General features: G+C 67.3%; 21 protein-coding genes. 7 read left to right on the forward strand and 14 right to left on the reverse strand.

Going from position 1 to position 21,859, the window contains the following annotated elements:
* Positions 1 to 2: 2 nt before the first annotated feature.
* The 3 genes from gatB to BFF94_RS23905 all read left to right on the forward strand — a co-directional run bounded on the left by gatB (position 3) and on the right by BFF94_RS23905 (position 3,266).
* Positions 3 to 1,478 (forward strand): Asp-tRNA(Asn)/Glu-tRNA(Gln) amidotransferase subunit GatB, encoded by a 1,476-nt coding sequence (gatB, locus tag BFF94_RS23895; RefSeq protein WP_128844697.1) that lies wholly within the window; start codon positions 3 to 5, stop codon positions 1,476 to 1,478.
* A gap of 119 nt (positions 1,479 to 1,597) precedes the next feature.
* The gene (locus BFF94_RS23900) at positions 1,598 to 2,437 is read left to right on the forward strand and encodes a polyphosphate kinase 2 family protein (protein ID WP_128844694.1); all 840 of its coding nucleotides are present in this window, start codon (positions 1,598 to 1,600) and stop codon (positions 2,435 to 2,437) included.
* A 55-nt stretch (positions 2,438 to 2,492) separates the two neighbouring features.
* Positions 2,493 to 3,266 carry an exodeoxyribonuclease III gene (locus BFF94_RS23905; RefSeq protein WP_128844692.1) on the forward strand — a complete coding sequence of 258 codons (774 nt, stop codon included), beginning with the start codon at positions 2,493 to 2,495 and terminating at the stop codon, positions 3,264 to 3,266.
* A gap of 141 nt (positions 3,267 to 3,407) precedes the next feature.
* Here BFF94_RS23905 and BFF94_RS23910 read toward each other — a convergent pair whose 3' ends face one another.
* Positions 3,408 to 4,460: an NAD(P)-dependent alcohol dehydrogenase gene (locus tag BFF94_RS23910; RefSeq protein WP_069746735.1), complete on the reverse strand. Its 1,053-nt coding sequence runs from the start codon at positions 4,458 to 4,460 to the stop codon at positions 3,408 to 3,410.
* A gap of 228 nt (positions 4,461 to 4,688) precedes the next feature.
* On the opposite strand from BFF94_RS23910, the gene BFF94_RS23915 reads away from it, so the two are divergent.
* Complete coding sequence (locus BFF94_RS23915; protein ID WP_128844690.1) at positions 4,689 to 5,633, forward strand: AraC family transcriptional regulator; 945 nt, start codon at positions 4,689 to 4,691, stop codon at positions 5,631 to 5,633.
* A gap of 20 nt (positions 5,634 to 5,653) precedes the next feature.
* Here the strand turns inward: BFF94_RS23915 and BFF94_RS23920 are convergent, their stop codons facing one another.
* From BFF94_RS23920 to argB, 7 genes are all read right to left on the reverse strand, one after another.
* Positions 5,654 to 6,706 carry a M48 family metallopeptidase gene (locus BFF94_RS23920; RefSeq protein ID WP_219139926.1) on the reverse strand — a complete coding sequence of 351 codons (1,053 nt, stop codon included), beginning with the start codon at positions 6,704 to 6,706 and terminating at the stop codon, positions 5,654 to 5,656.
* A complete protein-coding gene (locus tag BFF94_RS23925; RefSeq protein ID WP_128845673.1) occupies positions 6,696 to 8,117 on the reverse strand; it encodes an AmpG family muropeptide MFS transporter in 1,422 nt (473 codons plus the stop codon). The genes BFF94_RS23920 and BFF94_RS23925 overlap by 11 nt, the downstream gene beginning before the upstream one ends.
* A gap of 114 nt (positions 8,118 to 8,231) precedes the next feature.
* Positions 8,232 to 8,840, reverse strand: a complete 609-nt coding sequence (gene metW / locus BFF94_RS23930) for a methionine biosynthesis protein MetW (RefSeq protein ID WP_006755281.1) — start codon at positions 8,838 to 8,840, stop codon at positions 8,232 to 8,234.
* Positions 8,837 to 9,982, reverse strand: coding sequence for a homoserine O-succinyltransferase MetX (gene metX, locus BFF94_RS23935; RefSeq protein ID WP_128845675.1), 1,146 nt, complete (start codon positions 9,980 to 9,982; stop codon positions 8,837 to 8,839). Before metX ends, metW begins: the two co-directional genes overlap by 4 nt.
* 263 nt (positions 9,983 to 10,245) lie before the next feature.
* A complete protein-coding gene (slmA, locus tag BFF94_RS23940; RefSeq protein WP_128845678.1) occupies positions 10,246 to 10,911 on the reverse strand; it encodes a nucleoid occlusion factor SlmA in 666 nt (221 codons plus the stop codon).
* On the reverse strand, positions 10,878 to 11,669 hold the full coding sequence (locus tag BFF94_RS23945; RefSeq protein ID WP_128845681.1) for a pyrimidine 5'-nucleotidase: 792 nt from the start codon (positions 11,667 to 11,669) through the stop codon (positions 10,878 to 10,880). Before BFF94_RS23945 ends, slmA begins: the two co-directional genes overlap by 34 nt.
* Positions 11,666 to 12,565 (reverse strand): acetylglutamate kinase, encoded by a 900-nt coding sequence (gene argB / locus BFF94_RS23950; protein ID WP_128845684.1) that lies wholly within the window; start codon positions 12,563 to 12,565, stop codon positions 11,666 to 11,668. Before argB ends, BFF94_RS23945 begins: the two co-directional genes overlap by 4 nt.
* A 294-nt stretch (positions 12,566 to 12,859) precedes the next feature.
* On the opposite strand from argB, the gene BFF94_RS23955 reads away from it, so the two are divergent.
* The 3 genes from BFF94_RS23955 to BFF94_RS23965 all read left to right on the forward strand — a co-directional run bounded on the left by BFF94_RS23955 (position 12,860) and on the right by BFF94_RS23965 (position 15,162).
* Positions 12,860 to 13,084 (forward strand): cysteine-rich CWC family protein, encoded by a 225-nt coding sequence (locus tag BFF94_RS23955; RefSeq protein WP_219139927.1) that lies wholly within the window; start codon positions 12,860 to 12,862, stop codon positions 13,082 to 13,084.
* Between the two features lie 91 nt (positions 13,085 to 13,175).
* Complete coding sequence (locus BFF94_RS23960) at positions 13,176 to 14,606, forward strand: ATP-binding protein (RefSeq protein WP_219139928.1); 1,431 nt, start codon at positions 13,176 to 13,178, stop codon at positions 14,604 to 14,606.
* 13 nt (positions 14,607 to 14,619) lie between these two features.
* A complete protein-coding gene (locus BFF94_RS23965) occupies positions 14,620 to 15,162 on the forward strand; it encodes a response regulator transcription factor (RefSeq protein WP_021156278.1) in 543 nt (180 codons plus the stop codon).
* A 168-nt stretch (positions 15,163 to 15,330) separates the two neighbouring features.
* On the opposite strand, the gene hslU is transcribed toward BFF94_RS23965, so the two are convergent.
* From hslU to xerC, 6 genes are all read right to left on the reverse strand, one after another.
* The gene (gene hslU, locus BFF94_RS23970; RefSeq protein WP_128842705.1) at positions 15,331 to 16,674 is read right to left on the reverse strand and encodes an ATP-dependent protease ATPase subunit HslU; all 1,344 of its coding nucleotides are present in this window, start codon (positions 16,672 to 16,674) and stop codon (positions 15,331 to 15,333) included.
* 10 nt (positions 16,675 to 16,684) lie between these two features.
* Positions 16,685 to 17,221 (reverse strand): ATP-dependent protease subunit HslV, encoded by a 537-nt coding sequence (hslV, locus tag BFF94_RS23975; protein ID WP_114178356.1) that lies wholly within the window; start codon positions 17,219 to 17,221, stop codon positions 16,685 to 16,687.
* 247 nt (positions 17,222 to 17,468) lie between these two features.
* Entirely contained in the window at positions 17,469 to 17,885 is a 417-nt protein-coding gene (gene dksA, locus BFF94_RS23980; protein WP_128842704.1) for an RNA polymerase-binding protein DksA, read from the reverse strand.
* 497 nt (positions 17,886 to 18,382) lie between these two features.
* Entirely contained in the window at positions 18,383 to 19,459 is a 1,077-nt protein-coding gene (locus BFF94_RS23985; protein ID WP_128842703.1) for a CobW family GTP-binding protein, read from the reverse strand.
* 178 nt (positions 19,460 to 19,637) lie between these two features.
* A complete protein-coding gene (locus BFF94_RS23990; RefSeq protein ID WP_128842702.1) occupies positions 19,638 to 20,852 on the reverse strand; it encodes a class I SAM-dependent rRNA methyltransferase in 1,215 nt (404 codons plus the stop codon).
* Between the two features lie 76 nt (positions 20,853 to 20,928).
* Entirely contained in the window at positions 20,929 to 21,849 is a 921-nt protein-coding gene (gene xerC, locus BFF94_RS23995) for a tyrosine recombinase XerC (RefSeq protein ID WP_219139929.1), read from the reverse strand.
* Positions 21,850 to 21,859: the final 10 nt, after the last annotated feature.

Genomic DNA, 21,859 nt, shown 5'->3' on the forward strand with positions numbered 1-21,859 from the left:
ATATGGCTACTCAATGGGAAGTCGTCATCGGTCTCGAGACGCACGCGCAACTGTCGACCGTCTCGAAGATTTTCTCCGGCGCGCCGACGCAGTTCGGCGCCGAGCCGAACACGCAGGCGTGCCCGGTCGACCTGGCGCTGCCGGGCGTGCTGCCGGTGCTGAACCGCGGCGCGGTCGAGCGGGCGATCCGCTTCGGCCTCGCGATCGGCTCGACCATCGCGCCGCGCAGCATCTTCGCGCGCAAGAATTACTTCTACCCCGATCTGCCGAAGGGCTATCAGATCAGCCAGTACGAGATCCCGGTCGTACAGGGCGGCACGATCACGATCCAGGTGCCCGCCAATGAAAAGGCCGGCAAGGCAGCGTACGAGAAGACGGTCAACCTGACCCGCGCGCACCTCGAGGAAGACGCCGGCAAGTCGCTGCATGAAGACTTCGCCGGGATGACGGGGATCGACCTGAACCGCGCGGGCACGCCGCTGCTCGAGATCGTCACCGAGCCGGAAATGCGCAGTGCGGCCGAGGCCGTCGCCTATGCGAAGGCGCTGCACGCGCTCGTCGTGTGGCTCGGCATCTGCGACGGCAACATGCAGGAAGGCTCGTTCCGCTGCGACGCGAACGTGTCGGTGCGCCCGGTCGGCCAGGAGAAGTTCGGCACGCGCGCGGAAATCAAGAACCTGAACTCGTTCCGGTTCCTCGAGGAAGCGATCAACTACGAAGTGCGTCGCCAGATCGAGCTGATCGAGGACGGCGGCGAAGTCGTGCAGGAAACGCGCCTCTACGATCCGGACAAGCGCGAGACGCGGTCGATGCGCAGCAAGGAAGACGCGCACGATTACCGTTATTTCCCCGACCCCGACCTGATGCCGCTCGTGATCGGCCGGGACTGGGTCGAGCGCGTGCAGTCCGGGATGCCCGAGCTGCCGGCCGCGATGCAGCAGCGCATCGTCGAGCAGTACGGCGTGTCCGCGTACGACGCGGGCGTGCTGACGTCGAGCAAGGCGATGGCCGCGTACTTCGAATCCGTGGTCGCGAAGGCCGGCGCGGCGAATGCGAAGATCGTCGCGAACTGGCTGATGGGCGACGTGTCGTCGCAACTGAACCGCGACGGCATCGAGATCGACGCGATTCCCGTGTCGGCCGCGCAACTCGCGCTCGTGCTGCAGCGCATCGCGGACGGCACGATCTCGAACAAGATCGCGAAGGAAATCTTCGCGGCGATCTGGGACGAGAAGGCGACCGACGAAGGCGCGGCCGACCGCATCATCGACGCGAAGGGGCTGAAGCAGATCTCCGACACCGGCGCGCTGGAAGCGATCATCGACGAGGTGCTCGCGGCGAACGCGAAGTCGGTCGAGGAATTCCGCGCGGGCAAGGAAAAGGCGTTCAACGCGCTGATCGGCCAGGCGATGAAGGCGACGAAGGGCAAGGCCAACCCGCAGCAGGTCAACGAACTGCTGAAGAAGAAGCTCGGCTGAGCATGATCGCGCGCCTGAACCGCGCTTGACGACGGGCCGCCCCGAATCAGTTCGGGGCGGCCCGTTGCGTTGGTGGGTGCGTTATCGTATGCACCACATACCGTCCAACGGAGGAACGAATGGCGAAACAACCGTCGCTCGACGATTTCCGCGTGCCGACCAGCACGCGCGAGAAGGAAGCCGCCGCATTCAAGCTCGATGCGTTCGACCCGGCCGCGAAGCCGTTCTCGTCCGGTTCGAAGGAGGCCGACCGCGAACGGCTGTCGGCCGTGTCGACCGAACTCGACATGCAGCAGGAGCGCCTGCACACGCAGCAGAAGAAGCGCGTGCTGCTCGTGCTGCAGGGAATGGATACCAGCGGCAAGGACGGCACCGTGCGCGCGGTGTTCCGCGACGTCGATCCGCTCGGCCTGCGCGTCGTGTCGTTCAAGGCGCCGACGCCGATCGAGGCCGCGCACGACTTCCTGTGGCGCGTGCACGTGCAGGTGCCGGCCGCGGGCGAGCTCGCGATCTTCAACCGCAGTCACTACGAAGACGTGCTCGTGCCGCGCGTGCTCGACCTGATCGACGCCAAGGAATGCGAGCGCCGCTACCGGCAGATCCGCGATTTCGAGACGATGCTGGTCGAGAACGGCACGACGATCATCAAGTGCTTCCTGCACATCTCGAAGGACGAGCAGCGCGAGCGGCTGCAGGCGCGTATCGACGATCCCGCCAAGCACTGGAAGTTCGACATCTCCGATCTCGACGCACGCAAGCACTGGGACGCGTACCAGTCGGCCTACCGCGACGCGCTCGCCGCGACGTCGGCCGAGCATGCGCCGTGGTACGTGATTCCGGCGAACTCGAAGACGCACCGCAACGTGATGATCGCCGAGCTGCTGCTGCGCGCGATGACCGACATGAAGCTGGAATTCCCGCCGCCGAAGCCCGAGCTCGAAGGCGTGAAGATCCGCTAGGCTGCGACCTTGTGGAACACATCGAACTGAACTGAACTGAACAACGGAACCCGACATGATGCGAGTGATTACCGCCAACCTGAACGGCATCCGCTCCGCCGCGAAGAAGGGCTTCTTCGAGTGGCTCGGCGAACAGAACGCCGATTGCGTGTGCGTGCAGGAAATCAAGGTATCGGCCGACGACCTGCCGGCCGAATTCGTCGAGCCGCACGGCTTCAGGAGCTATTTCCACCACGCCGAGAAGAAGGGCTACAGCGGCGCGGGCGTGTACAGCCGCCACGAGCCCGATGACGTGATCATCGGCTTCGGCAGCAGCGAATTCGATTCCGAAGGGCGCTACGTCGAGGCGCGCTACGGCAAGCTGTCGGTCGTGTCGGTGTACGTGCCGTCCGGCTCGAGCGGCGAAGAGCGCCAGCAGGCGAAGTACCGCTTCATGGACGAGTTCATGCCGCACCTCGCCGCGCTGAAGAAGAAGCGCGAGGTGATCCTGTGCGGCGACGTGAACATCGTCCACAAGGAAATCGACATCAAGAACTGGAAGAGCAACCAGAAGAATTCGGGCTGCCTGCCGGAAGAGCGCGAGTGGCTCACGAAGCTGTTCGACGATGTCGGCTATGTGGACGTGTTCCGCACGCTCGACCCGCGCGCCGAGCAGTACACGTGGTGGAGCAACCGCGGCCAGGCGTACGCGAAGAACGTCGGGTGGCGGATCGATTACCAGATCGCGACGCCCGGCGTGGCCGGCACCGCGAAAAGCACGTCGATCTTCAAGGACATCAAGTTCAGCGATCATGCACCGCTGACGATCGACTACGACTACAAGAAGTAATCCCGGCCGCCGCGCATCGCGTGCGGCGCCGGTGTCGCATTGCCGGATCGCCGGATGCAAAACGGGCCGCATGTCGAACATGCGGCCCGTTTTGCTTCGTTTCGTTTCGGCGCGGCGATCGTGCCTGCCGTCCGGCGGCGCTTACTGCTTGATCGATGCCATGTCCACCACGAACCGGTACTTCACGTCGCTCTTCAGCATCCGCTCGTAGGCCGCGTTGATCTGCTGCATCGGAATCGTTTCGATATCCGACGTGATCCCGTGCTCCGCGCAGAAGTCGAGCATTTCCTGCGTTTCGGCGATCCCGCCGATCAGCGAGCCCGCGAGGCGGCGGCGCTTGAAGATCAGGTTGAACACCTGCGGCGACGGATGGTCGTGCTCCGGTGCGCCGACCAGCGTCATCGTGCCGTCGCGTTTCAGCAGGTGCAGGAACGGGTTCAGGTCGTGCTGCGCGGCAACCGTGTTCAGGATGAAGTCGAAGCTGTTCAGGTGCGCGTTCATCTGCGCTTCGTCCTTCGAGATCACGACTTCGTGCGCGCCGACGCGCTTGCCGTCCTCGATCTTCGACGGCGACGTCGTGAACAGCACGACGTGCGCGCCCATCGCGCGCGCCAGCTTCACGCCCATGTGGCCGAGGCCGCCGAGACCGACGATGCCGACCTTCTTGCCGGGACCGACGTTCCACTGGCGCAGCGGCGAGTAGGTCGTGATCCCCGCGCACAACAGCGGCGCGGCGCCGGCCGGGTCGAGCGTCTCGGGCACGCGCAGCACGAACGCCTCGTCGACGACGAGCTGCGTCGAATAGCCGCCGTACGTGACGTCGCCCGTCACGCGGTCCTGGCCGTTGTAGGTGCCGACGAAGCCGTTTTCGCAATACTGCTCGAGGCCGTCGGCGCAGCTCGGGCAGGTGCGGCACGAATCGACGAGGCAGCCGACGCCGACCAGCTCGCCGACCTTGAAGCGCGACACCTGCGGGCCGGTCGCGGTCACGCGGCCGACGATTTCATGGCCCGGCACGACCGGATAGATCGTGTTGCGCCATTCGTTGCGGGCCTGGTGAAGATCCGAGTGGCAGACGCCGCAGTAGAGGACGTCGATCTGGACGTCGAGGTCGCGCAGCGCGCGACGCTGGAATTCGAACGGGGCGAGCGGCGACTGCGAATCGGTCGCCGCGTAGGCATAGGTTGTGCTCATGCAATGGGCTCCTTGTCCGGAAAAAGATCCGGCGAAACAGACTGCCGTCGCATCATGTGGCGATGCGGCGAGGCAGGACGTCATCGTAAGGAGCGCGGCGCCGCGGCGAAATACACGAAGGTCTGGAAGATTTGCCTATTCCTCTCGAATTGCACGCGAACAGCCGTCAAAACGCATTCAAGGTGCTACATTGCGAGCCAGATTCTCTTGCCGGACAGGACCACGCCGATGAGCTTCCAGCCCCTTTTTGACGACGCGGGCGATCGCGTGCAGCGCCGCATGATCGAACTGCATACGCGCCTCGCGCCGAACGAGGGCGACACGCTCGCGGCGCTCGACGGCGTGCGCTTCTTCCGCGTGAACCGTCCCGCGCCGCGCATGCCCGTGCTGTACGAACCGAGCATCATCGTCGTGTGCCAGGGGCGCAAGCTCGGCTATCTCGGCGAGCGCTCGTTCGTGTACGACGCGCAGCAGTATCTGGTGCTGTCGGTGCCGCTGCCGTTCGAATGCGAGACCTTCGCGAGCATGGACGAGCCGTTTCTCGCGATCTCGATCCGCGTGGATCTCGCGGTGATCGCCGAGCTCGCGATCCTGCTCGACGAGACGCTCGGCGCGGCCGCCTGCGAACCGCGCGGCGTCTATTCGACGCCGCTCGACGCGCCGCTGGCCGACGCGGTCGTGCGGCTGCTCGAAGCGCTTGCATCGCCGCACGACACACGCGTGCTGGGGCCGGCGATCATGCGCGAGATCGCGTACCGCGTGCTGACCGGCGCGCAGGGCGACGCGATCCGCGCGGCGCTGGTCCAGCAGCATCACTTCGGCCGCATCGCGAAGGCGCTGCGGCGCATTCATGCGGAGCTGAAGACCGATCTCGACGTCGAGACGCTCGCGCGCGAGGCCGGGATGAGCCTCGCGGTGTTCCACGCGCAGTTCAAGCACGTGACGGCGACGTCGCCGATGCAGTACGTGAAGGCCGCGCGGCTGCATCAGGCGCGGTTGATGATGGTGCAGGACGGGGTCGGCGCCGGCACGGCGGCCGCGCGCGTCGGCTATGCGAGCGCGTCGCAGTTCAGCCGCGAGTTCAAGCGGCTGTTCGGCCGCAGTCCGGGCGACGAGGTGCGCTGGATGCGCGAGAGCGGTGTTCGTCCGGCTGCGGCGGACGTGGACGCGTAGCGGACGGCCACGCGCGGCGCTCAGCGCCGCACGACCTTGCGTCGTTGCGCGTTGATGCCCGCGTAGTCGGGCAGCGTGTCGACGCGCTTTCCGATCGCCTTCGCGTACAGCGGCATCAGGTCCGGCAGGCGGTTCAGCAGATCCTGGCGCCGCGCGGTGCTGTACGGGTGCGTGTAGATGAAGCCCGTCGCCTTGTTCGCGCGCGTCGCGACCGCGAGCTTGTCCCACAGCGTGATCGCCGCGCGCGGATCGAAGCCCGCGCGTGCGGCGATGTCGCCGCCGATCACGTCGGCTTCGGTCTCGTCGGTCGGGTCGTAGTGGAGCGCCTGCAGACGCTCCCCGAGGTTCAGTGCCTGCGGCAGCGGATCGCCGACGCCGAACAGCGGCGGCAGCGTGGCCGCGCGCAACGACGTCTGCGAGGTCTCACTGAAGTTGCTGCGCGCGTGTTCGCGCAGCGCGTGCGCGATGCCGTGCGCGAGCAGCACGCCGAACTCGTCGTCGCTCAGGCGGACGCGGTCGAGCATGCCGCCGTACACGAGCACCTTGCCGCCCGGCAGGCAGGTCAGACGGATGTCGCGCGAGCGGATCACGTTGACGTCCCACGCCCAGCTCTTCACGCGGTCGTTCCACTTCACCGAATACGGCGCGAGCTTCGCGACGATCGCGCGCAGGCGCTTCACGCGCGGCTGGTTCGCGGGCAACAGGCGGTTGCTGTCGGCGGCCGCCTGCACGATCTGCGCGTATTCGTTCGCGGTGAGCTGCTCGAGCAGCGGCGACGGGATCAGCGTGCGGAACGCGATCGCATTGCCGTAGCGGACCTGCTGCGACGTCGGCGTATAGGCCTTCGCCGGCACGGCGGCGCCGCTCGGCTGTGCGGCTTCGGCGGCGGACGGCGGGGCCGGTGCGGCGGAAGTCGCCGGCGTGGATGGCGTTGCCTGCGCCGCGGCCGGCGCGGAGCCCGTGGCAGTCGCGCCGGCGTCGGCCGCGTGCGCGAACCCCGCGGCGAATGCCGCGGCACCGACGCTCAGCGAGGCCGCCACGCGCGCGACGCGGTGCAGGCGGTCACTGCGCACGGCTGGCCTCGCCGTTGCGTGCGGTACCGTTCCACGGCGCGATCTTGAACAGCAGCAGCATCCCGGGAATCGCGAGTGCGGTGCACACCAGGAAGTAGTCGAACCAGCCGATCTTCGCGACGACGAAACCGCTCGCGGCCGACGCGAGCGTGCGCGGCACCGACGCGAGGCTCGTGAACAGCGCGAACTGCGTGGCCGTATAGCGCGGGTCGGTCGTGCTGGCGATATACGCGACGAACGCGGCCATCGTCAGGCCGGTCGTGAAGGTTTCGACACCGTAGACGAGCGCGAGCGCGACCGTCATCGGGCTGAATTGCGGCGTGACGGCGATGCCGAACACCGACAGCCCCGCTGCGATCGCGTGGCTCGTCGAAACGGTGAAGTCGTAGAGCACCGCGAGCACCGGCGAACCGGGGCCGAGCTGCGCGAGCCACGCGAAGCCGAGCGTCGACACCATCTGCAGCGCGCCGAAGATCCACAGCCCGCGGCCGATGCCGATCTTCACGAGCCAGACGCCGCCGATGATGCCGCCGGCGACGCTCGCGACGAGCGCGGTGGTTTTCGCGACGATGCCGATCTCGGTGCGCGTGAAGCCGATGTCGAGGAAGAACGAGGTCGACAGCGTGGTGGCCATCGTGTCGCCGATCTTGAACAGGAAGATGAACGCGATGACGAGCAGCGCGCCGGCCCAGCCGTCGCGCTGGATGAATTCGCGGAACGGCAGCACGATCGCATCGCGCAGGTTGCGCGGCGGCGTGCCGACCACTTCGGGCTCGCGCACGAGCAGCGTCATCAGGATGCCCGGCAGCATGAATGCGCCGGTGAGCGCGAACACGACGTCCCACGGCATGTGGTCGGACAGGATCAGCGCCAGCGAGCCGGGGATCAGCGCGGCGAGCTTGTACGCGTTCACGTGCACCGCGTTGCCGAGGCCCTGTTCGGTGTCGCGCAGCAATTCGCGGCGGTACGCGTCGATCACGATGTCGGAGCTTGCGCCGAAGAATGCGACGAGCGTCGTGAGCGCGGCCACCGTCCAGATCGAGTCGCGCGGGGACACGAAGCCGAGCGCGGCGATCGCGCCGGCGACCAGCACCTGCGTGAGCAGCATCCAGCCGCGCCGGCGGCCCGGCCGCCAGCCGGGCAGGCGCGGGATGTAGCGGTCCATCAGCGGCGCCCACAGGAACTTCCACGTATACGGGAACTGGATCAGCGCGAACAGGCCGATTTCCTTCAGGTTCACGCCCTCGGAGCGCAGCCATGCCTGCACGAGGTAGACGAGCGTGAAGAGGGGCAGGCCGGACGTGAAGCCGAGGAACACGCAGATCAGCATGTGCGTGTTCAGATAGGCTCGCCAGCCGGGGTGATCCTCGTGAGCGGTGAGTGCGGGCGCCTCGTGTGGCGTTTTCGACATGGACTGGAACTGGGTAGCGTTGACTGATTGCGGCGGCAGCGCAGGCGGCGCGAACGGCGCAGGTGGGGCGGCCGCACGGCGTGCGACCGGGTCTTCCGTCAACGGCTCCCCGGCTCAGCTGCGCTTGACGCGATAGACAGCAAGACTACCACGCCAGTTCGCTCCCCATCGAATCGGCTGGCCTTCGTGCAGCACGACGCGGTCGAGGATCGTCACGCCGACTTCGGGCGCGAGTGCCTCGAAATCCTCGATCGTCAGCACCCGGACGTTCGGCGTGTTGTGCCACTGGTAGGGCAGCGATTTCGACACCGGCATCCGGCCGTTCAGCACCGACAACCGGTGCGGCCAGTAGCCGAAATTCGGGAACGACACGATGCATTCGCGCCCGACCCGCGCGGTCTCGCGCAGGATCGCGGCCGTCTGGTGAATCGTCTGCAAAGTCTGCGACAGGATCGCGATGTCGAAGCTGTGGTCCTCGAACAGGCGCAGGCCGTCTTCCAGGTTCTGCTGGATCACGTTGATGCCGTTCTTCGCGCTCGCGAGCACGCCCGCGTCGTTCAGCTCGATCCCGTAGCCGGTCACGTCCAGTTCTTCCATCAGCAGCGCGAGCAGCGAGCCGTCGCCGCAGCCGAGGTCGAGCACCGTCGAGCGCGGTTCGACCCAGCGCGCGATCGTGCGGAAGTCCGCGCGCGCGGACAGGGAATTCAGCGCTTGCTGGTTCATACGCCCACCTCGTTGGCGATTCGTTCGTAGTACGCGCGGATCAGGTTGTGATAGCGCGCGTCGTCGAGCAGGAACGCGTCGTGACCGTGCGGCGCATCGATTTCCGCGTAGCTGACCGTGCGCTTGTTGTCGAGCAGCGCCTTCACGATCTCGCGCGAACGCGCGGGCGCGAAGCGCCAGTCGGTCGAGAAGCTCGCGATCAGGTATTTCGCCTGCGTGTGCGCGAGCGCGGCCTTCAGGTTGCCGTCGAACGCCTTCGCCGGGTCGAAGTAATCGAGCGCGCGCGTGATCAGCAGGTACGTGTTCGCGTCGAAGTAGTCGGCGAACTTGTCGCCCTGGTAGCGCAGGTACGACTCGACCTCGAATTCGACGTCGAAGCTGAAGTTGTACGCGTCGAGCGCGCCGTCGGCGCGACGCAGCGCGCGGCCGAATTTCTCGGCCATGTCGTCGTCGGACAGGTACGTGATGTGGCCGATCATCCGCGCGACGCGCAGTCCGCGCCTCGGCTTCACGCCGTGCGCGTAATAGTCGCCGCCGTGGAAATCGGGATCGGACAGGATCGCCGAGCGCGCGACCTCGTTGAACGCGATGTTCTGCGCGGACAGTTTCGGCGTGGACGCGATGTCGATGCAGTGGGCGACGCGCTCCGGATACATCAGGCTCCACGCGAGCGCCTGCATCCCGCCGAGGCTGCCGCCCATCACGGCCGCGAAGCGCTCGATGCCGAACGCGTCGGCGACGCGCGCCTGCGCGTGCACCCAGTCCTCGACGGTGACGACCGGATAGCGCGCGCCGTACGGCTTGCCGGTCGACGGATCGATGCTCATCGGGCCGGTCGAGCCGAAGCACGAGCCGAGGTTGTTCACGCCGATCACGAAGAAGCGGTTGGTGTCGAGCGGCTTGCCGGGGCCGACCATGTTGTCCCACCAGCCGGTGCTGCGCGGGTCGTCCGCGTAGACGCCGGCGACGTGATGCGACGCGTTGAGCGCGTGGCAGACGAGCACCGCGTTCGAGCGCGCGGCGTTGAGCTCGCCGTACGTCTCGACGACGAGCTGATAGTTGCCGATCACGCTGCCGCTTTGCAAGCGCAGCGGTTCGGCGAAATGCATGGTCTGTGGAGCGACGATGCCGATCGATTCCATTCGTTCCGCCTTATGCCTTGTGACAGGGCGGCTAAATGGTGTCGGCGAGGCGCGGAGTCGGAGATGCGCGGCTGACGACCTCTTTAGCCGCATTTGTAGTGAACCGCCGGGACCAAGACAAATCAAGGCCCCGGCCGGTTCGCGCGCCCGCAATCGAGTCAGCAAATCGGCGCGCTTCCGACTGCCGCCCGAGGGGCGGCAGGTCGGCAAAGTATAGCGGAAATCGCGGAACGCGGATTTCGGGGCGTGCCGTCAGCGTCGCGCTACTGCAGGATCAGCCGCAGATGCGCATCGGCCTGCTCGCCGGGCGGTTTCTGGAAGCCGCCCTTTGCGAAGCGGTGCCACCTGCCGATCACATAGCTGACGAGCAGGCTCGCGCGCGCGGCGGGATCGTAGTCGGCCGGCAGCACGAATGGCGCCGCGCTGTCCTGCGGCGCATTCGCCTCGGTGCGCGCGACGCGCAGGCATTGCTTGACGGTTGCCTCGATGCGGTCGAGCAGCTGGTTCACGCGCTCGGTGAGCCGCTCGTCCTCGCCGACCAGCGCTTCGCCCGTCAGCACGCGCGTCATCCCCGGGTTCTTCGCGGCGAAATTGAGCATCGTCAGCGCGATCGTGCGCGCCTGCAGCACGCCGTTCGGCTCCTTCGCGACGATCTGGTTGACGAGGCCAAACAGCGACTGCTCGATGAACTCGATCAGCCCCTCGTACATCTTCGCCTTGCTGGTGAAATGCCGGTACAGCGCGGCTTCCGACACGTCGAGCCGGGCCGCGAGCGCGGCGGTCGTGATTTTCTCGGGCTTCGGCGTCTCGAGCATCGCCGCGAGCGTCTGCAGGATCATCACGCGCCGCTCGCCCGGCTTCGGGCGTGGGCGCGAGGGTGTGGCCTGGCCTTCCGTTACGGCTTGGTCCTGCGGGTAAGTCGGCTGCATTTTTGTCGCCCCGATCGTGTGCCCAGTCGCAGCGATTTTAACGAACGAATGCGCTGGTCGACATAATGCGGGCGTCCGGTGCCCGGCAGATGGCCGGGCAGGTGGCCGGTGATCCATACCGTGCCGATGCCGAGACGCTTGTAGCGCTTCAGGTGGTCGCGCGTATCTTCGACGAGGATCGCGTCGGACAGCCGCGCATGCGCGGCGCGCAGCGTCCGGCGCAGCATCGTGTGATCGGGCTTCGCGCGCCACGCGCGGCGGTCGCGCATGTGCTCGATCGCGATCACCCGTTCGAACAGCCGCTCGATGCGCAGCTCGCGCAGCACCGCGCGCGCATAGTTCTCCGGCGCGTTGGTCAGCACCAGCTTGCGGCCCGGCAGCGCGGCGACGATCCGTGCCAGGCCGCGCTCGGCGCGCACCATCGCGGGCAGGTCGGAAAACGTGTGGACGGCCCGCAGGAAATCGTTCGGGTCGATCGGGTGATGGCGCGTGAGGCCGAGGAGCGCGGCGCCGTAGCGCCGCGTGTAGCCGTTGCGCAGGCGGTCGGCTTCGGCGCGCTCGACCTGCAGCGCGTCGATGATGTACTGCGTCATCGCACGGTTGATCTCGGGAAAGATCGCGTGCGATGCGTGGTGCAGCGTGTTGTCGAGATCGAACAGCCAGACGGGCGCGCCGGCGCGCGGCCGGCTGCGCGAGATGCGCCGGCGCCGCAGCGGGGCCGGCAGGTCGGGCGGAGAGGGCTTGCGGCGTGCGCTCAATGCGAGCGGATCATCGTGCCGAACGGCTGCTCGGTCAGGATTTCCAGCAGCACCGAATGCTCGATCCGGCCGTCGACGATGTGTACCGACTTCACGCCGCTCTTCGCGGCGTCGAGCGCCGACGAGATCTTCGGCAGCATGCCGCCGGAGATCGTGCCGTCCTCGAACAGCGCGTCGATCTCGCGCGCGGACAGATCGGTCAGCAGGTTGCCGTCCTTGTCCATCACGCCCGGGATGTTGGTCATCATCAGCAGCTTCTCGGCGTTCAGCACGGTGGCGAGCTTGCCCGCGACGAGATCTGCGTTGATGTTGTACGAGAGACCGTCCTCGCCGAAGCCGATCGGCGAGATCACCGGGATGAACGCGTCGTCCTGCAGCGCCTTCACGACCGCCGGGTTGATCGCCTCGACTTCGCCGACCTGGCCGATGTCGATGTACTGGCCCGGGTTGTCGCGGTCCGGCATCAGCAGCTTGCGCGCGTGGATCAGGCCGCCGTCCTTGCCCGTCAGGCCCACCGCGTGGCCGCCGAAGTGGTTGATCAGCGTCACGATGTCCTGCTGCACTTCGCCGCCCAGCACCCATTCGACGACTTCCATCGTCTCTTCGTCGGTGACGCGCATGCCCTGGATGAAGGTGCCGGCCTTGCCGATCTTCTTCAGCGCCTGATCGATCTGCGGGCCGCCGCCGTGGACGATCACCGGATTGATGCCGACCAGCTTCAGCAGGATCACGTCGCGCGCGAAGCCCTGCTTGAGCCGCTCTTCCGTCATCGCGTTGCCGCCGTATTTGATGACGATGGTCTTGCCGTGGTAACGGCGGATGTACGGCAGCGCTTCGGCGAGGATTCCTGCTTTCAGCGTGGGGGCGATCTGCGAGAGGTCGATGGGCTCGGACATGGCGGAGGCTCTGGCTGGGAACGGTTGAAACACGGCGAATTGTACAGGAGTGGCGCAGCGCAGCATCGGGTTTTTGGGCGAGCCGGGACGCGGGCGGCGAGACTGGGGCACCGCACGCGGCGGCCCGCCGGCTATGGCGCTGCGCGATGCGGGCAGCGGTGCGGGGACGGTGCTGGCGGGGTGGTCCGCGTGCGTTCGCGACGGACATCGGCCGGGTGGCCGGCGTGCAAAATCCGTGCGCCACGCTATGCTTGTCGCGTGGGGCGACCTCACGCCCGCTTCCGCGATTCCGCCATGACCGATTCTGTCGCCGACGTCCGTTGCGCCCCGCGCCGCGCGCGCTGCCCGCATTGCGGGCGCAGCTTCGACTGCGGCGCCCGCACGCAGCCGTTCGACTGCTGGTGCGCGTCGATGCCGGGGCTGCCCGGCGGTACGCCGCCGGCGGCCGGCGCGCGCTGCCGGTGCCCCGAGTGCCTCGCCGACGAGATCGCGCAGCGGATGGCCGGCGCGGCCGGCTGACGGCACCGGCCGTGCACGCGGTGCGTCCCGTTCGTGCGCGCCGATCCGGCCCCGCTAGAGGCCCCGCCCGCTAAACGGGTAAACTGCCCGGATGCAACGAATCACCACCACCGGGCGCGTCAACCTCAGCCACCTGTTCTGGCTCCGCAATCTCGCGATCATCGGCCAGCTCGTGACGATCGGCGTCGTGCAGACCTATTTCGGCGTGCATCTGCCGTTGCCGGCGATGCTGATGGTCATTGCGCTCGAAATCGTTTTCAACGCGCTGACCTGGGTGCGCGTGCTGCGCGCGCGGCCCGAGACCAATTTCGAGCTGCTCGGCCAGTTGTGGGTCGACCTCGGTGCGCTGTCCGCGCTGCTGTTCCTGTCGGGCGGCACGACCAATCCGTTCGTGTCGCTGTACCTGCCGTCGCTCGCGATCGCGGCGGCCGTGCTGCCGTGGCACCTGATGATCTGGCTCGCGGCGTTCGCGGTCGCATGCTACGCGGCGCTCGGTTTCGATTCGGTGCCGCTCAACATGGACAATCCCGCGAACCTGTTCGACTACTACCGCACCGGGATGTGGGCGAACTTCATGGTCAGCGTCGGGCTGATCGCGTGGTTCGTCGCGCGCATGTCGAAGGCGCTGCGCCAGCGCGATTCGGCGCTCGGCGAAGCGCAGCAGCACCTGCTGCGCGACGAGCGGGCGGTCGCGCTCGGCGTGCAGGCCGCCACCGTCGCGCACGAGATGGGCACGCCGCTGTCGACGATCGCGATGCTCGCGGAGGAACTGCGCGACGCGGCGCGCGCCGATCCGGGGCTGGCCCGCTACGAGGCCGACCTGAAGGTGCTCGAGGAACAGATGACGCTCTGCACGTCGGCGCTCGCACGCCTGCGCAGCCGCGCGAGCGCGCCGGCGAGCCGCCAGCCGGTGGACGACTGGCTCGACACGTTCGTCGAGCACTGGCGCCTGCGGCATCCGCACGTGCAGTTCGAGCTGCTCGGCGCGCGACCGGCGGGCGTCGCGCTCGACGATACGGTCGCGGCCGGCCAGATCCTGACGATCCTGCTCGACAACGCCGCGCGCGCGAGCCCGCAGCGCGTGACGCTGGCCGCGAAGGTCGGGCACGACCGCACGGCCGACGAGATCGAATTCGAAGTATGCGACGACGGGCCCGGCATTCCGGCCGCGCTGCGCGAATCGCTCGGCGCGATGCCGGTCGACAGCACGCAGGGCGGGCACGGGGTCGGCCTGTATCTCGCGTTCAGTGCGGCCGCGCGGCTCGGCGGCGAGATCGAACTGTCCGACATCGCGCCGCGCGCAGCGGGCGGCAACGGGCGGGCCGGCGGTGCGGCGAATGGTCACGCTGCCGCATCGGGACAACGCGCGGGACAACGCGCGGGCCAGCGAACGGGCGAACGCGTGGCCGAACGAACGGCCGGCACGCCGGACAGCCGCGCGAGCGCCGCGCGCGGCACGCGGGCCGTGCTGCGCCTGCCGGCCGTGCGCGTCGCCGCGCCGGCCGCCTCAACCAACACGTAGACGGAGAAACCACATGAGCGAGAACAATTTCCTGGTGATCGACGACAACGAGGTGTTCGCGGGCACGCTCGCGCGCGGCCTCGAGCGCCGCGGTTACGCGGTCCAGCAGGCGCACGACAAGGAGGCGGCGCTCAGGCTCGCCGCGGGCGGCAAGTTCCAGTTCATCACCGTCGACCTGCATCTCGGCGAGGATTCGGGCCTGAGCCTGATCGCGCCGCTGTGCGACCTGCAGCCCGATGCGCGGATTCTCGTGCTGACCGGTTACGCGAGCATCGCGACCGCCGTGCAGGCGGTGAAGGAAGGCGCCGACAACTACCTCGCGAAACCCGCGAACGTCGAGTCGATCCTGGCCGCGCTGCAGACCAACGCGACCGAAGTGCAGGCGGACGAAGCGCTCGAGAATCCGGTCGTGCTGTCGGTCGACCGGCTCGAATGGGAGCACATCCAGCGCGTGCTGGCCGAGAACAACAACAACATCTCGGCAACCGCGCGCGCGCTGAACATGCACCGCCGCACGCTGCAGCGCAAGCTGGCGAAGAAGCCGGTGCGGCAGTAAGCGGCGCGCCGCGGTTGCCGCGGCGGCTGTCGGTCCGGTACGACGCACGATGCGGGTTGCGAGGTGCGGGCATGCACGCGGGCGGGCCGCGCACGGTTGCCCGTCGGACGCACCAATGAAAACGGGCGGCCCGCCGGGCCGCCCGTTTCGCATTCGATGCCGCGCGCGTTACAGCACGTAGCGCGACAGGTCTTCGTCTTGCGCCACTTCGCCGAGCGCCCGGTCGACATACTTCGCGTCGATCGTCACGCGCTCGCCGGCGTGGTTGCCGGCCGAGAACGACACTTCCTCGAGCAGTTTCTCGATCACCGTGTACAGCCGGCGCGCGCCGATGTTCTCGGTCTTCTCGTTGACGGAATACGCGATCTCCGCGAGGCGGCGGATGCCGTCGTCGGCGAATTCGAGCTGCACGTCTTCGGTCGCGAGCAGCGCCTGGTACTGCTTGACGAGGCTCGCGTCGGTCGCGACGAGGATCGCCTCGAAATCGTTCACCGACAGCGAATCGAGCTCGACGCGGATCGGGAAGCGGCCCTGCAGTTCGGGGATCAGGTCGCTCGGCTTCGCGAGGTGGAACGCGCCGCTCGCGATGAACAGGACGTGATCGGTCTTCACCGTCCCGTACTTCGTGTTGACGGTCGTGCCTTCGACGAGCGGCAGCAGGTCGCGCTGCACGCCCTGGCGCGACACTTCGCCGCCGCTGCCTTCGTTGTTGCGCGACGTGATCTTGTCGATCTCGTCGAGGAACACGATGCCGTTCTGCTCGACGTTCTGCACGGCCTTCGTCTTCACTTCCTCTTCGTTCAGCATCTTCGCCGCTTCCTCGTCGGTCAGCAGCTTCAGCGCTTCCTTGATCTTCACCTTGCGGCGCTGCTTCTTGCCGCTGCCGAGGTTCGAGAACATCGAGCGGATCTGCTCGGTCATCTCTTCCATCCCGGGCGGCGCCATGATGTCCATGCCGGCCGACGGCTGCTCGAGGTCGAGCTCGACTTCCTTGTCGTCGAGCTGGCCTTCGCGCAGGCGCTTGCGGAAGGTCTGGCGCGTCGCGTTGTTGTCGTCGTTCGCGTGATCGGCATTGCCGCCGAAGCCCACCGCGCGCGGCTGCGGCAGCAGGATGTCGAGGACGCGGTCTTCCGCCTGGTCGGTCGCCTTGCTGCGCACCTTGCGCATCTCGGCTTCGCGCGTCTGCTTGACCGAGATCTCGATCAGGTCGCGCACGATGCTGTCGACATCGCGGCCGACGTAGCCGACTTCGGTGAACTTGGTCGCCTCGATCTTGATGAACGGCGCATCGGCGAGCTTCGCGAGGCGGCGCGCGATCTCGGTCTTGCCGACGCCCGTCGGCCCGATCATCAGGATGTTCTTCGGCGTGATTTCCTGGCGCAGCGGATCGGCGACCTGCTGGCGGCGCCAGCGGTTGCGCAGCGCGACCGCGACGGCCTTCTTCGCCTTGGCCTGGCCGATGATGTGCTTGTCGAGTTCCGAGACGATCTCGGCAGGGGTCATGGTGCTCATGGGGCGGTCCTTACTCGATCGTTTCGATGATGCGGTTGTGGTTCGTGTAGATGCACATGTCGCCGGCGATCCCGAGCGACTTCTCGACGATCTCGCGCGGCGACAGCTCGGTGTTCTCGACGAGCGCGCGGGCCGCGGCCTGCGCATACGCACCGCCCGAGCCGATCGCGCAGATGCCGCCTTCGGGGTCGAGCACGTCGCCGTTGCCGGTGATCACGAGCGTGGTGGTCGCATCGGCCGCGATCAGCATCGCCTCGAGGCGGCGCAGCATCCGGTCGGTGCGCCAGTCCTTCGCGAGCTCGACGGCCGCGCGGGTCAGGTTGCCCTGGTGCTTTTCGAGCTTCGCCTCGAAGCGGTCGAGCAGCGAGAACGCATCGGCGGTGCCGCCCGCGAATCCGACCAGAACCTGGTTGTTGTAGATCCGCCGCACTTTCCGCGCGCCACCCTTCATGACGATGTTGCCGAGGGTTACCTGGCCGTCGCCGCCGAGCGCGACCTTGTCGCCGCGCCGGACCGAAACGATGGTCGTGCCGTGAAATTGCTCCATCTGCGTTCCTTGAGAAAAACGGGGAAGAGTCGGGCGGCGCGAGGCGCCGCCGCGTGAATCGCAGTGCGCCGGGGAGCGGCCCGGCGCGCGTCCGTTTCATTTTAGGGCGGGCGCCGGGATATCAAGAGGCGGAGGGGCAAATCGGCCGGCCGGGAACCGGCCCTGGGCCGGTGCCGGAAAAACAAAAAGCGCGCGGCAGGCCGCGCGCTTCCGGGAAGCAGCGTGTCGGAGCGGAACGCCCGCTCGATCAGTCGCCGAACAGCTTCTGGCGCAGTTCGCGGCGCTCCTGCGCCTCGAGCGACAGCGTGGCCGTCGGGCGCGCGAGCAGGCGCGGAATGCCGATCGGCTCGCCGGTTTCCTCGCACCAGCCGTAATCGCCGGAATCGATGCGGGCGAGCGACTGCTGAACCTTCTTGAGGAGCTTGCGTTCGCGGTCGCGCGTGCGCAGCTCGAGCGCGTGCTCTTCCTCGATCGTCGCGCGATCGGCGGGATCCGGCACGATCACCGTCTCGCGGAGGTTCTCGGTCGTCTGGCCTGCATTCTTGAGGATGTCCGCCTGCAACTGTTCGAGCCGATTTTTGAAGAAGGCGAGCTGATCCTCATTCATGTAATCCTTGTCGCTCATCTTCAGGATTTCGGCTTCGGTCAAGGGTTTCTTCGTCATCTGCTTGCTTCTTCAATGTGCGGCAAATCGATAGATATTGCCTGCACTTTGGGATTACCCGCAACCGCGCTTGCAATCATTTGCGATTTGCCGCCGCGGGGCCGAAAGCCTCTGGAAAACCGGTTCTCAAATACCAGGATAGGCCTGGCACGGATTTGCGCGCGCGGCGAACCGGTATGCTGCGCGGCAGATCGCATCGGCCGCGGCCGGATGGCGGATTGACGATCCGGCGCGGTTGCGATGCCCGGACAACTGGTTCTGCAAGAACCGGGCCTATTTGTTGCCGTACTCCAGCGGGCACGTATTGTAACTGAATCGCAAGCGGGCGCCGTATCGGGTCGATCCCCGCCCGTTGCGCCAATATCTAGAAAATATAACGCGCAAATCGCGAAAAAGCGATGACGGCGAAACCCTGCCCGCAAAGGGCGTCGCGCGGCAGCCGCAACCGCCTGCGAAGGCGGCCGGGCGGCGGGGTGCGCGAAGGTCGCCCGCGAGGGTCAGGCGAGGCAGGCGTCGAGGCCGTCGGTGATCAGGTCCTGCGGCAGGTCGACGCCGATGAACACCATCTTGTTGGTCTTCTTCTCGACCGGCAGCCACTTCGCGGCGAGGTCGCTGCCCATCATCTGGTGCACGCCCTGGAACACGACCTTGCGGTCGACGCCCTTCATGTACAGCACGCCCTTGTAGCGCAGCATCCGCTCGCCGTAGATCTGCAGGATGCCGCCGAGGAAGTCTTCCAGCTTGTTCGGGTCGAACGGGCGGTCGTTGCGGTACACGAACGACTTGATCTTGTCGTCGTGGTGCGCGTGGTGATGATTGTGGCCGTGGTCGTGATCGTGCGCGCATTGACCGTGATCGTGGTCGCAACCGGCGTGATCGTGATCATGGTCGTGATCGTGGTGGTGATGCGCGTGATCGTCCTCGGCGAGGAAATCGGGGTCGATCTCGAGCTTCGCGTTCAGGTTGAAGCCGCGCAGGTCGAAGATCTCCTTGATGTCGGCGTCGCCGAAGTTCACGACCTTGATCGTCGCCTTCGGGTTCATGTGCATCAGGCGGTGCTTGAGGCCGGCGACGGTCTGGTCGTCGACGAGATCCGACTTCGTGACGAACAGGCGGTCGGCGAAACCGACCTGGCGCTGCACGACTTCGTGCTCGTCGAGCTGCGCGTTCGCGTGCTTCGCGTCGACCAGCGTGATGACCGCGTCGAGCAGGAAGTCGTCGGCGATTTCGCTGTCGATGAAGAAGGTTTGCGCGACGGGGCCCGGATTCGCGAGGCCGGTCGTCTCGATCACGATGCGGTCGAAGTCGAGCTTGCCTTCGCGCTTCTTCGCGGCGAGATCGCCGAGCGCGCGTGCGAGGTCGCCGCGGATCGTGCAGCAGATGCAGCCGTTGCTCATCTGGATGATCTGCTCGTTCGAATCCTGCACGAGGATTTCGTTGTCGATGTTCTCTTCGCCGAACTCGTTCTCGATCACGGCGATCTTCATGCCGTGCTGTTCGTTCAGGATGCGCTTGAGCAGCGTCGTCTTGCCGCTGCCGAGGAAGCCGGTAAGGATGGTGACGGGAGTGGCCATGTCGGTCGCCTGTGGTTCGTGAATCGGGGTCAAAACCAGGGTGTGCGTCGCGCGGGGCGCACAGCCATTCATTGAAACATACCTGTCAAGCCCCCGCCCGTCGTCCGGACGACGGGCGAAAGCGCAGGCCCGCCACGCAGGGGCGGCGGGCAGGGGGTGTCCGCCAAGATCGGGGCGATCAGACGATTTGCAACAGCAGGCCCTTCAGATATTCGCCTTCCGGGAACGCGGCGAGCAGCGGGTGATCGACGCCCGCGCCGAGCCGCTTCAGGATGCGCGCGTCGACCTTCGCGTCGGCTGCCGCGCCCGCGACGATCTTCTGGAACAGGTCCATGTCGATCGCGCCCGAGCACGAGTACGTGAACAGCAGGCCGCCCGGACGCAGCAGCTTGAAGCCGCTCAGGTTGATGTCCTTGTACGCGCGCGCCGCGCGATCGACGCTGTCGCGGGTCGGCGCGAACTTCGGCGGATCGAGCACGATCAGGTCGAAACGCTCGCCTTCGTCGACGAGGCGGCGCAGCGTCTTGAACGCGTCCGCGTCGAGCCAGGTCGCGCGTTCGGCGTCGAAGCCGTTGGCGACGACGTTCTGCTGCGCGAGCGCGAGTGCGTCGCCCGACGAGTCGATCGACACGACGCGGTTCGCGCCGCCCTTGAGCGCCGCAAGCGAGAAGCCGCCCGTGTAGCAAAAGCAGTTCAGCACGTCGCGGCCGGCCGCGTACTGCGCGACGAGCGCGCGGTTGTCGCGCTGGTCGACGTAGAAGCCCGTCTTGTGGCCGTTCGGCACGTCGACGTGATAGCGCACGCCGTTTTCGTTCGAGATCAGCGTCGCGGGCGGCGCGTCGCCGGCCAGCACGCCGGTCGTCTGTTCGAGCCCTTCCTTGTCGCGGATCGACACGTCCGAGCGCTCGTACACGTTCGGGCAGCCCGTCGCGCCGGTGAGCGCCGCGACGATCGCGTCCTTCCACGCTTCGACGCCCGCGGCCATGAACTGGCAGACGAGCTGGCCGCGCGGCGCCGCACCGGCTTCGGCGGTGTCCGCGACGTAGTAGTCGACGATCAGTCCCGGCAGCCCGTCGGCTTCGCCGAACACGAGCCGCACCGCGCCCGTGCCCGACACCATCGTCGTGCGGTGCGCGACCGCGCGCTGCACGCGGCGCTTGAAGAACGCGTGGTCGACCGGCTCGTTCTCGTCGAAGCTCCAGACGCGCACGCGGATCTGCGACTGCGGGCTGTACGCGCCGCGCGCGAGGAAGCGGCCGTCGTGCGCGCGCACGATCACGGTCGCGCCGGGCGCGGGCTTGCCGTCGACGCGGTCGATCGCGGTGGCGTAGATCCACGGATGGCGGCGCAGCAGCGATTTTTCCTTGGACGGCTTGAGTGTGACAGTTTGCATGATGAGATCGAAATGGGCCGCGCCCGGAGCCGACCGTTGCCGGTCGCCGCGCGCGGCGGGTAACACGGGACGCGCGTCAGTCGCGCTTCTTCGCGCGCGGATGCGCGCTGTCGTAAATCTTCGCGAGATGCTGGAAGTCGAGCGACGTATAGACCTGCGTCGCGGCGACGCTCGCGTGGCCGAGCAGTTCCTGCACCGCGCGCAGGTCGCCGCTCGACTGCAGCACGTGCGTCGCGAACGAGTGGCGCAGCACGTGCGGATGGACGTTGGCGGGGATGCCCGCGGCGAGCGCCGCGCGCTTCACGCGCTCGCGCACGACGCCCGGCGCCATCCGGTTGCCGCGCACGGACAGGAACAGCGGATGCGGGTCGTGCTTCACGAATTCGCCGCGCACCGCGAGCCATGCATTCAGCGCATCGATCGCCTTGCGGCCGACTGGCACCTTGCGTTCCTTGTTGCCCTTGCCGCGCACGGTGACTTCGGCCTCGGCGAGATCGAGCCAGCCCGCCGAGCGGTAGCCGTCGGCCTGCGTGTACATGACGTCGAGCCCGATCAGCTCGGCCAGGCGCAGCCCCGACGAATAGAACAGCTCGAGGATCGCGTGGTCGCGGATGCCTTCGGTCGTGCCGGCGAGCGGCGCGTCCATCAACGCGGACGCGTGGTCGACCGACAGCGCCTTCGGCAAGGTCTTCGCGCGTTTCGGCGCGCGCACCGCGGCAACCGGGTTCGCGGGCATCTCGATGCGCTGCGCGAGCCAGCGGTAGAACGCGCGCCACGCGGACAGCCGGTGCGAGATCGACCGCGCGGACAGCCCGCCCGCGTGCGCGCGCGCGACCGCGCCGCGCATGTCGGCGGCCGTCAGCGCTTCGAGCGGCCGGCCGGCCGCGAGCTTCTTCAGCTCGTCGAGTTCGTGCGTGTACGCGCGCAGCGTGTGTTCCGACAACTGCCTGACGTGCTTCAGGTTCGACAGGTAGGCGGCGACCGGATCGTCTGTCATCGCGTGGGGC

This window comes from Burkholderia catarinensis, from assembly GCF_001883705.2.
Taxonomy (GTDB): domain Bacteria; phylum Pseudomonadota; class Gammaproteobacteria; order Burkholderiales; family Burkholderiaceae; genus Burkholderia; species Burkholderia catarinensis.

Bases quoted from the DNA above. Each gene is read 5' to 3' on its own strand.
- gatB (WP_128844697.1), top strand. From the start codon at position 3: ATGGCTACTCAATGGGAAGTCGTCATCGGTCTCGAGACGCACGCGCAA.
- BFF94_RS23900 (WP_128844694.1), top strand. From the start codon at position 1,598: ATGGCGAAACAACCGTCGCTCGACGATTTCCGCGTGCCGACCAGCACG.
- BFF94_RS23905 (WP_128844692.1), top strand. From the start codon at position 2,493: ATGATGCGAGTGATTACCGCCAACCTGAACGGCATCCGCTCCGCCGCG.
- BFF94_RS23910 (WP_069746735.1), bottom strand. From the start codon at position 4,460: ATGAGCACAACCTATGCCTACGCGGCGACCGATTCGCAGTCGCCGCTC.
- BFF94_RS23915 (WP_128844690.1), top strand. From the start codon at position 4,689: ATGAGCTTCCAGCCCCTTTTTGACGACGCGGGCGATCGCGTGCAGCGC.
- BFF94_RS23925 (WP_128845673.1), bottom strand. From the start codon at position 8,117: ATGTCGAAAACGCCACACGAGGCGCCCGCACTCACCGCTCACGAGGAT.
- metW (WP_006755281.1), bottom strand. From the start codon at position 8,840: ATGAACCAGCAAGCGCTGAATTCCCTGTCCGCGCGCGCGGACTTCCGC.
- metX (WP_128845675.1), bottom strand. From the start codon at position 9,982: ATGGAATCGATCGGCATCGTCGCTCCACAGACCATGCATTTCGCCGAA.
- slmA (WP_128845678.1), bottom strand. From the start codon at position 10,911: ATGCAGCCGACTTACCCGCAGGACCAAGCCGTAACGGAAGGCCAGGCC.
- argB (WP_128845684.1), bottom strand. From the start codon at position 12,565: ATGTCCGAGCCCATCGACCTCTCGCAGATCGCCCCCACGCTGAAAGCA.
- BFF94_RS23955 (WP_219139927.1), top strand. From the start codon at position 12,860: ATGACCGATTCTGTCGCCGACGTCCGTTGCGCCCCGCGCCGCGCGCGC.
- BFF94_RS23960 (WP_219139928.1), top strand. From the start codon at position 13,176: ATGCAACGAATCACCACCACCGGGCGCGTCAACCTCAGCCACCTGTTC.
- BFF94_RS23965 (WP_021156278.1), top strand. From the start codon at position 14,620: ATGAGCGAGAACAATTTCCTGGTGATCGACGACAACGAGGTGTTCGCG.
- hslU (WP_128842705.1), bottom strand. From the start codon at position 16,674: ATGAGCACCATGACCCCTGCCGAGATCGTCTCGGAACTCGACAAGCAC.
- hslV (WP_114178356.1), bottom strand. From the start codon at position 17,221: ATGGAGCAATTTCACGGCACGACCATCGTTTCGGTCCGGCGCGGCGAC.
- dksA (WP_128842704.1), bottom strand. From the start codon at position 17,885: ATGACGAAGAAACCCTTGACCGAAGCCGAAATCCTGAAGATGAGCGAC.
- BFF94_RS23985 (WP_128842703.1), bottom strand. From the start codon at position 19,459: ATGGCCACTCCCGTCACCATCCTTACCGGCTTCCTCGGCAGCGGCAAG.
- BFF94_RS23990 (WP_128842702.1), bottom strand. From the start codon at position 20,852: ATGCAAACTGTCACACTCAAGCCGTCCAAGGAAAAATCGCTGCTGCGC.
- xerC (WP_219139929.1), bottom strand. From the start codon at position 21,849: ATGACAGACGATCCGGTCGCCGCCTACCTGTCGAACCTGAAGCACGTC.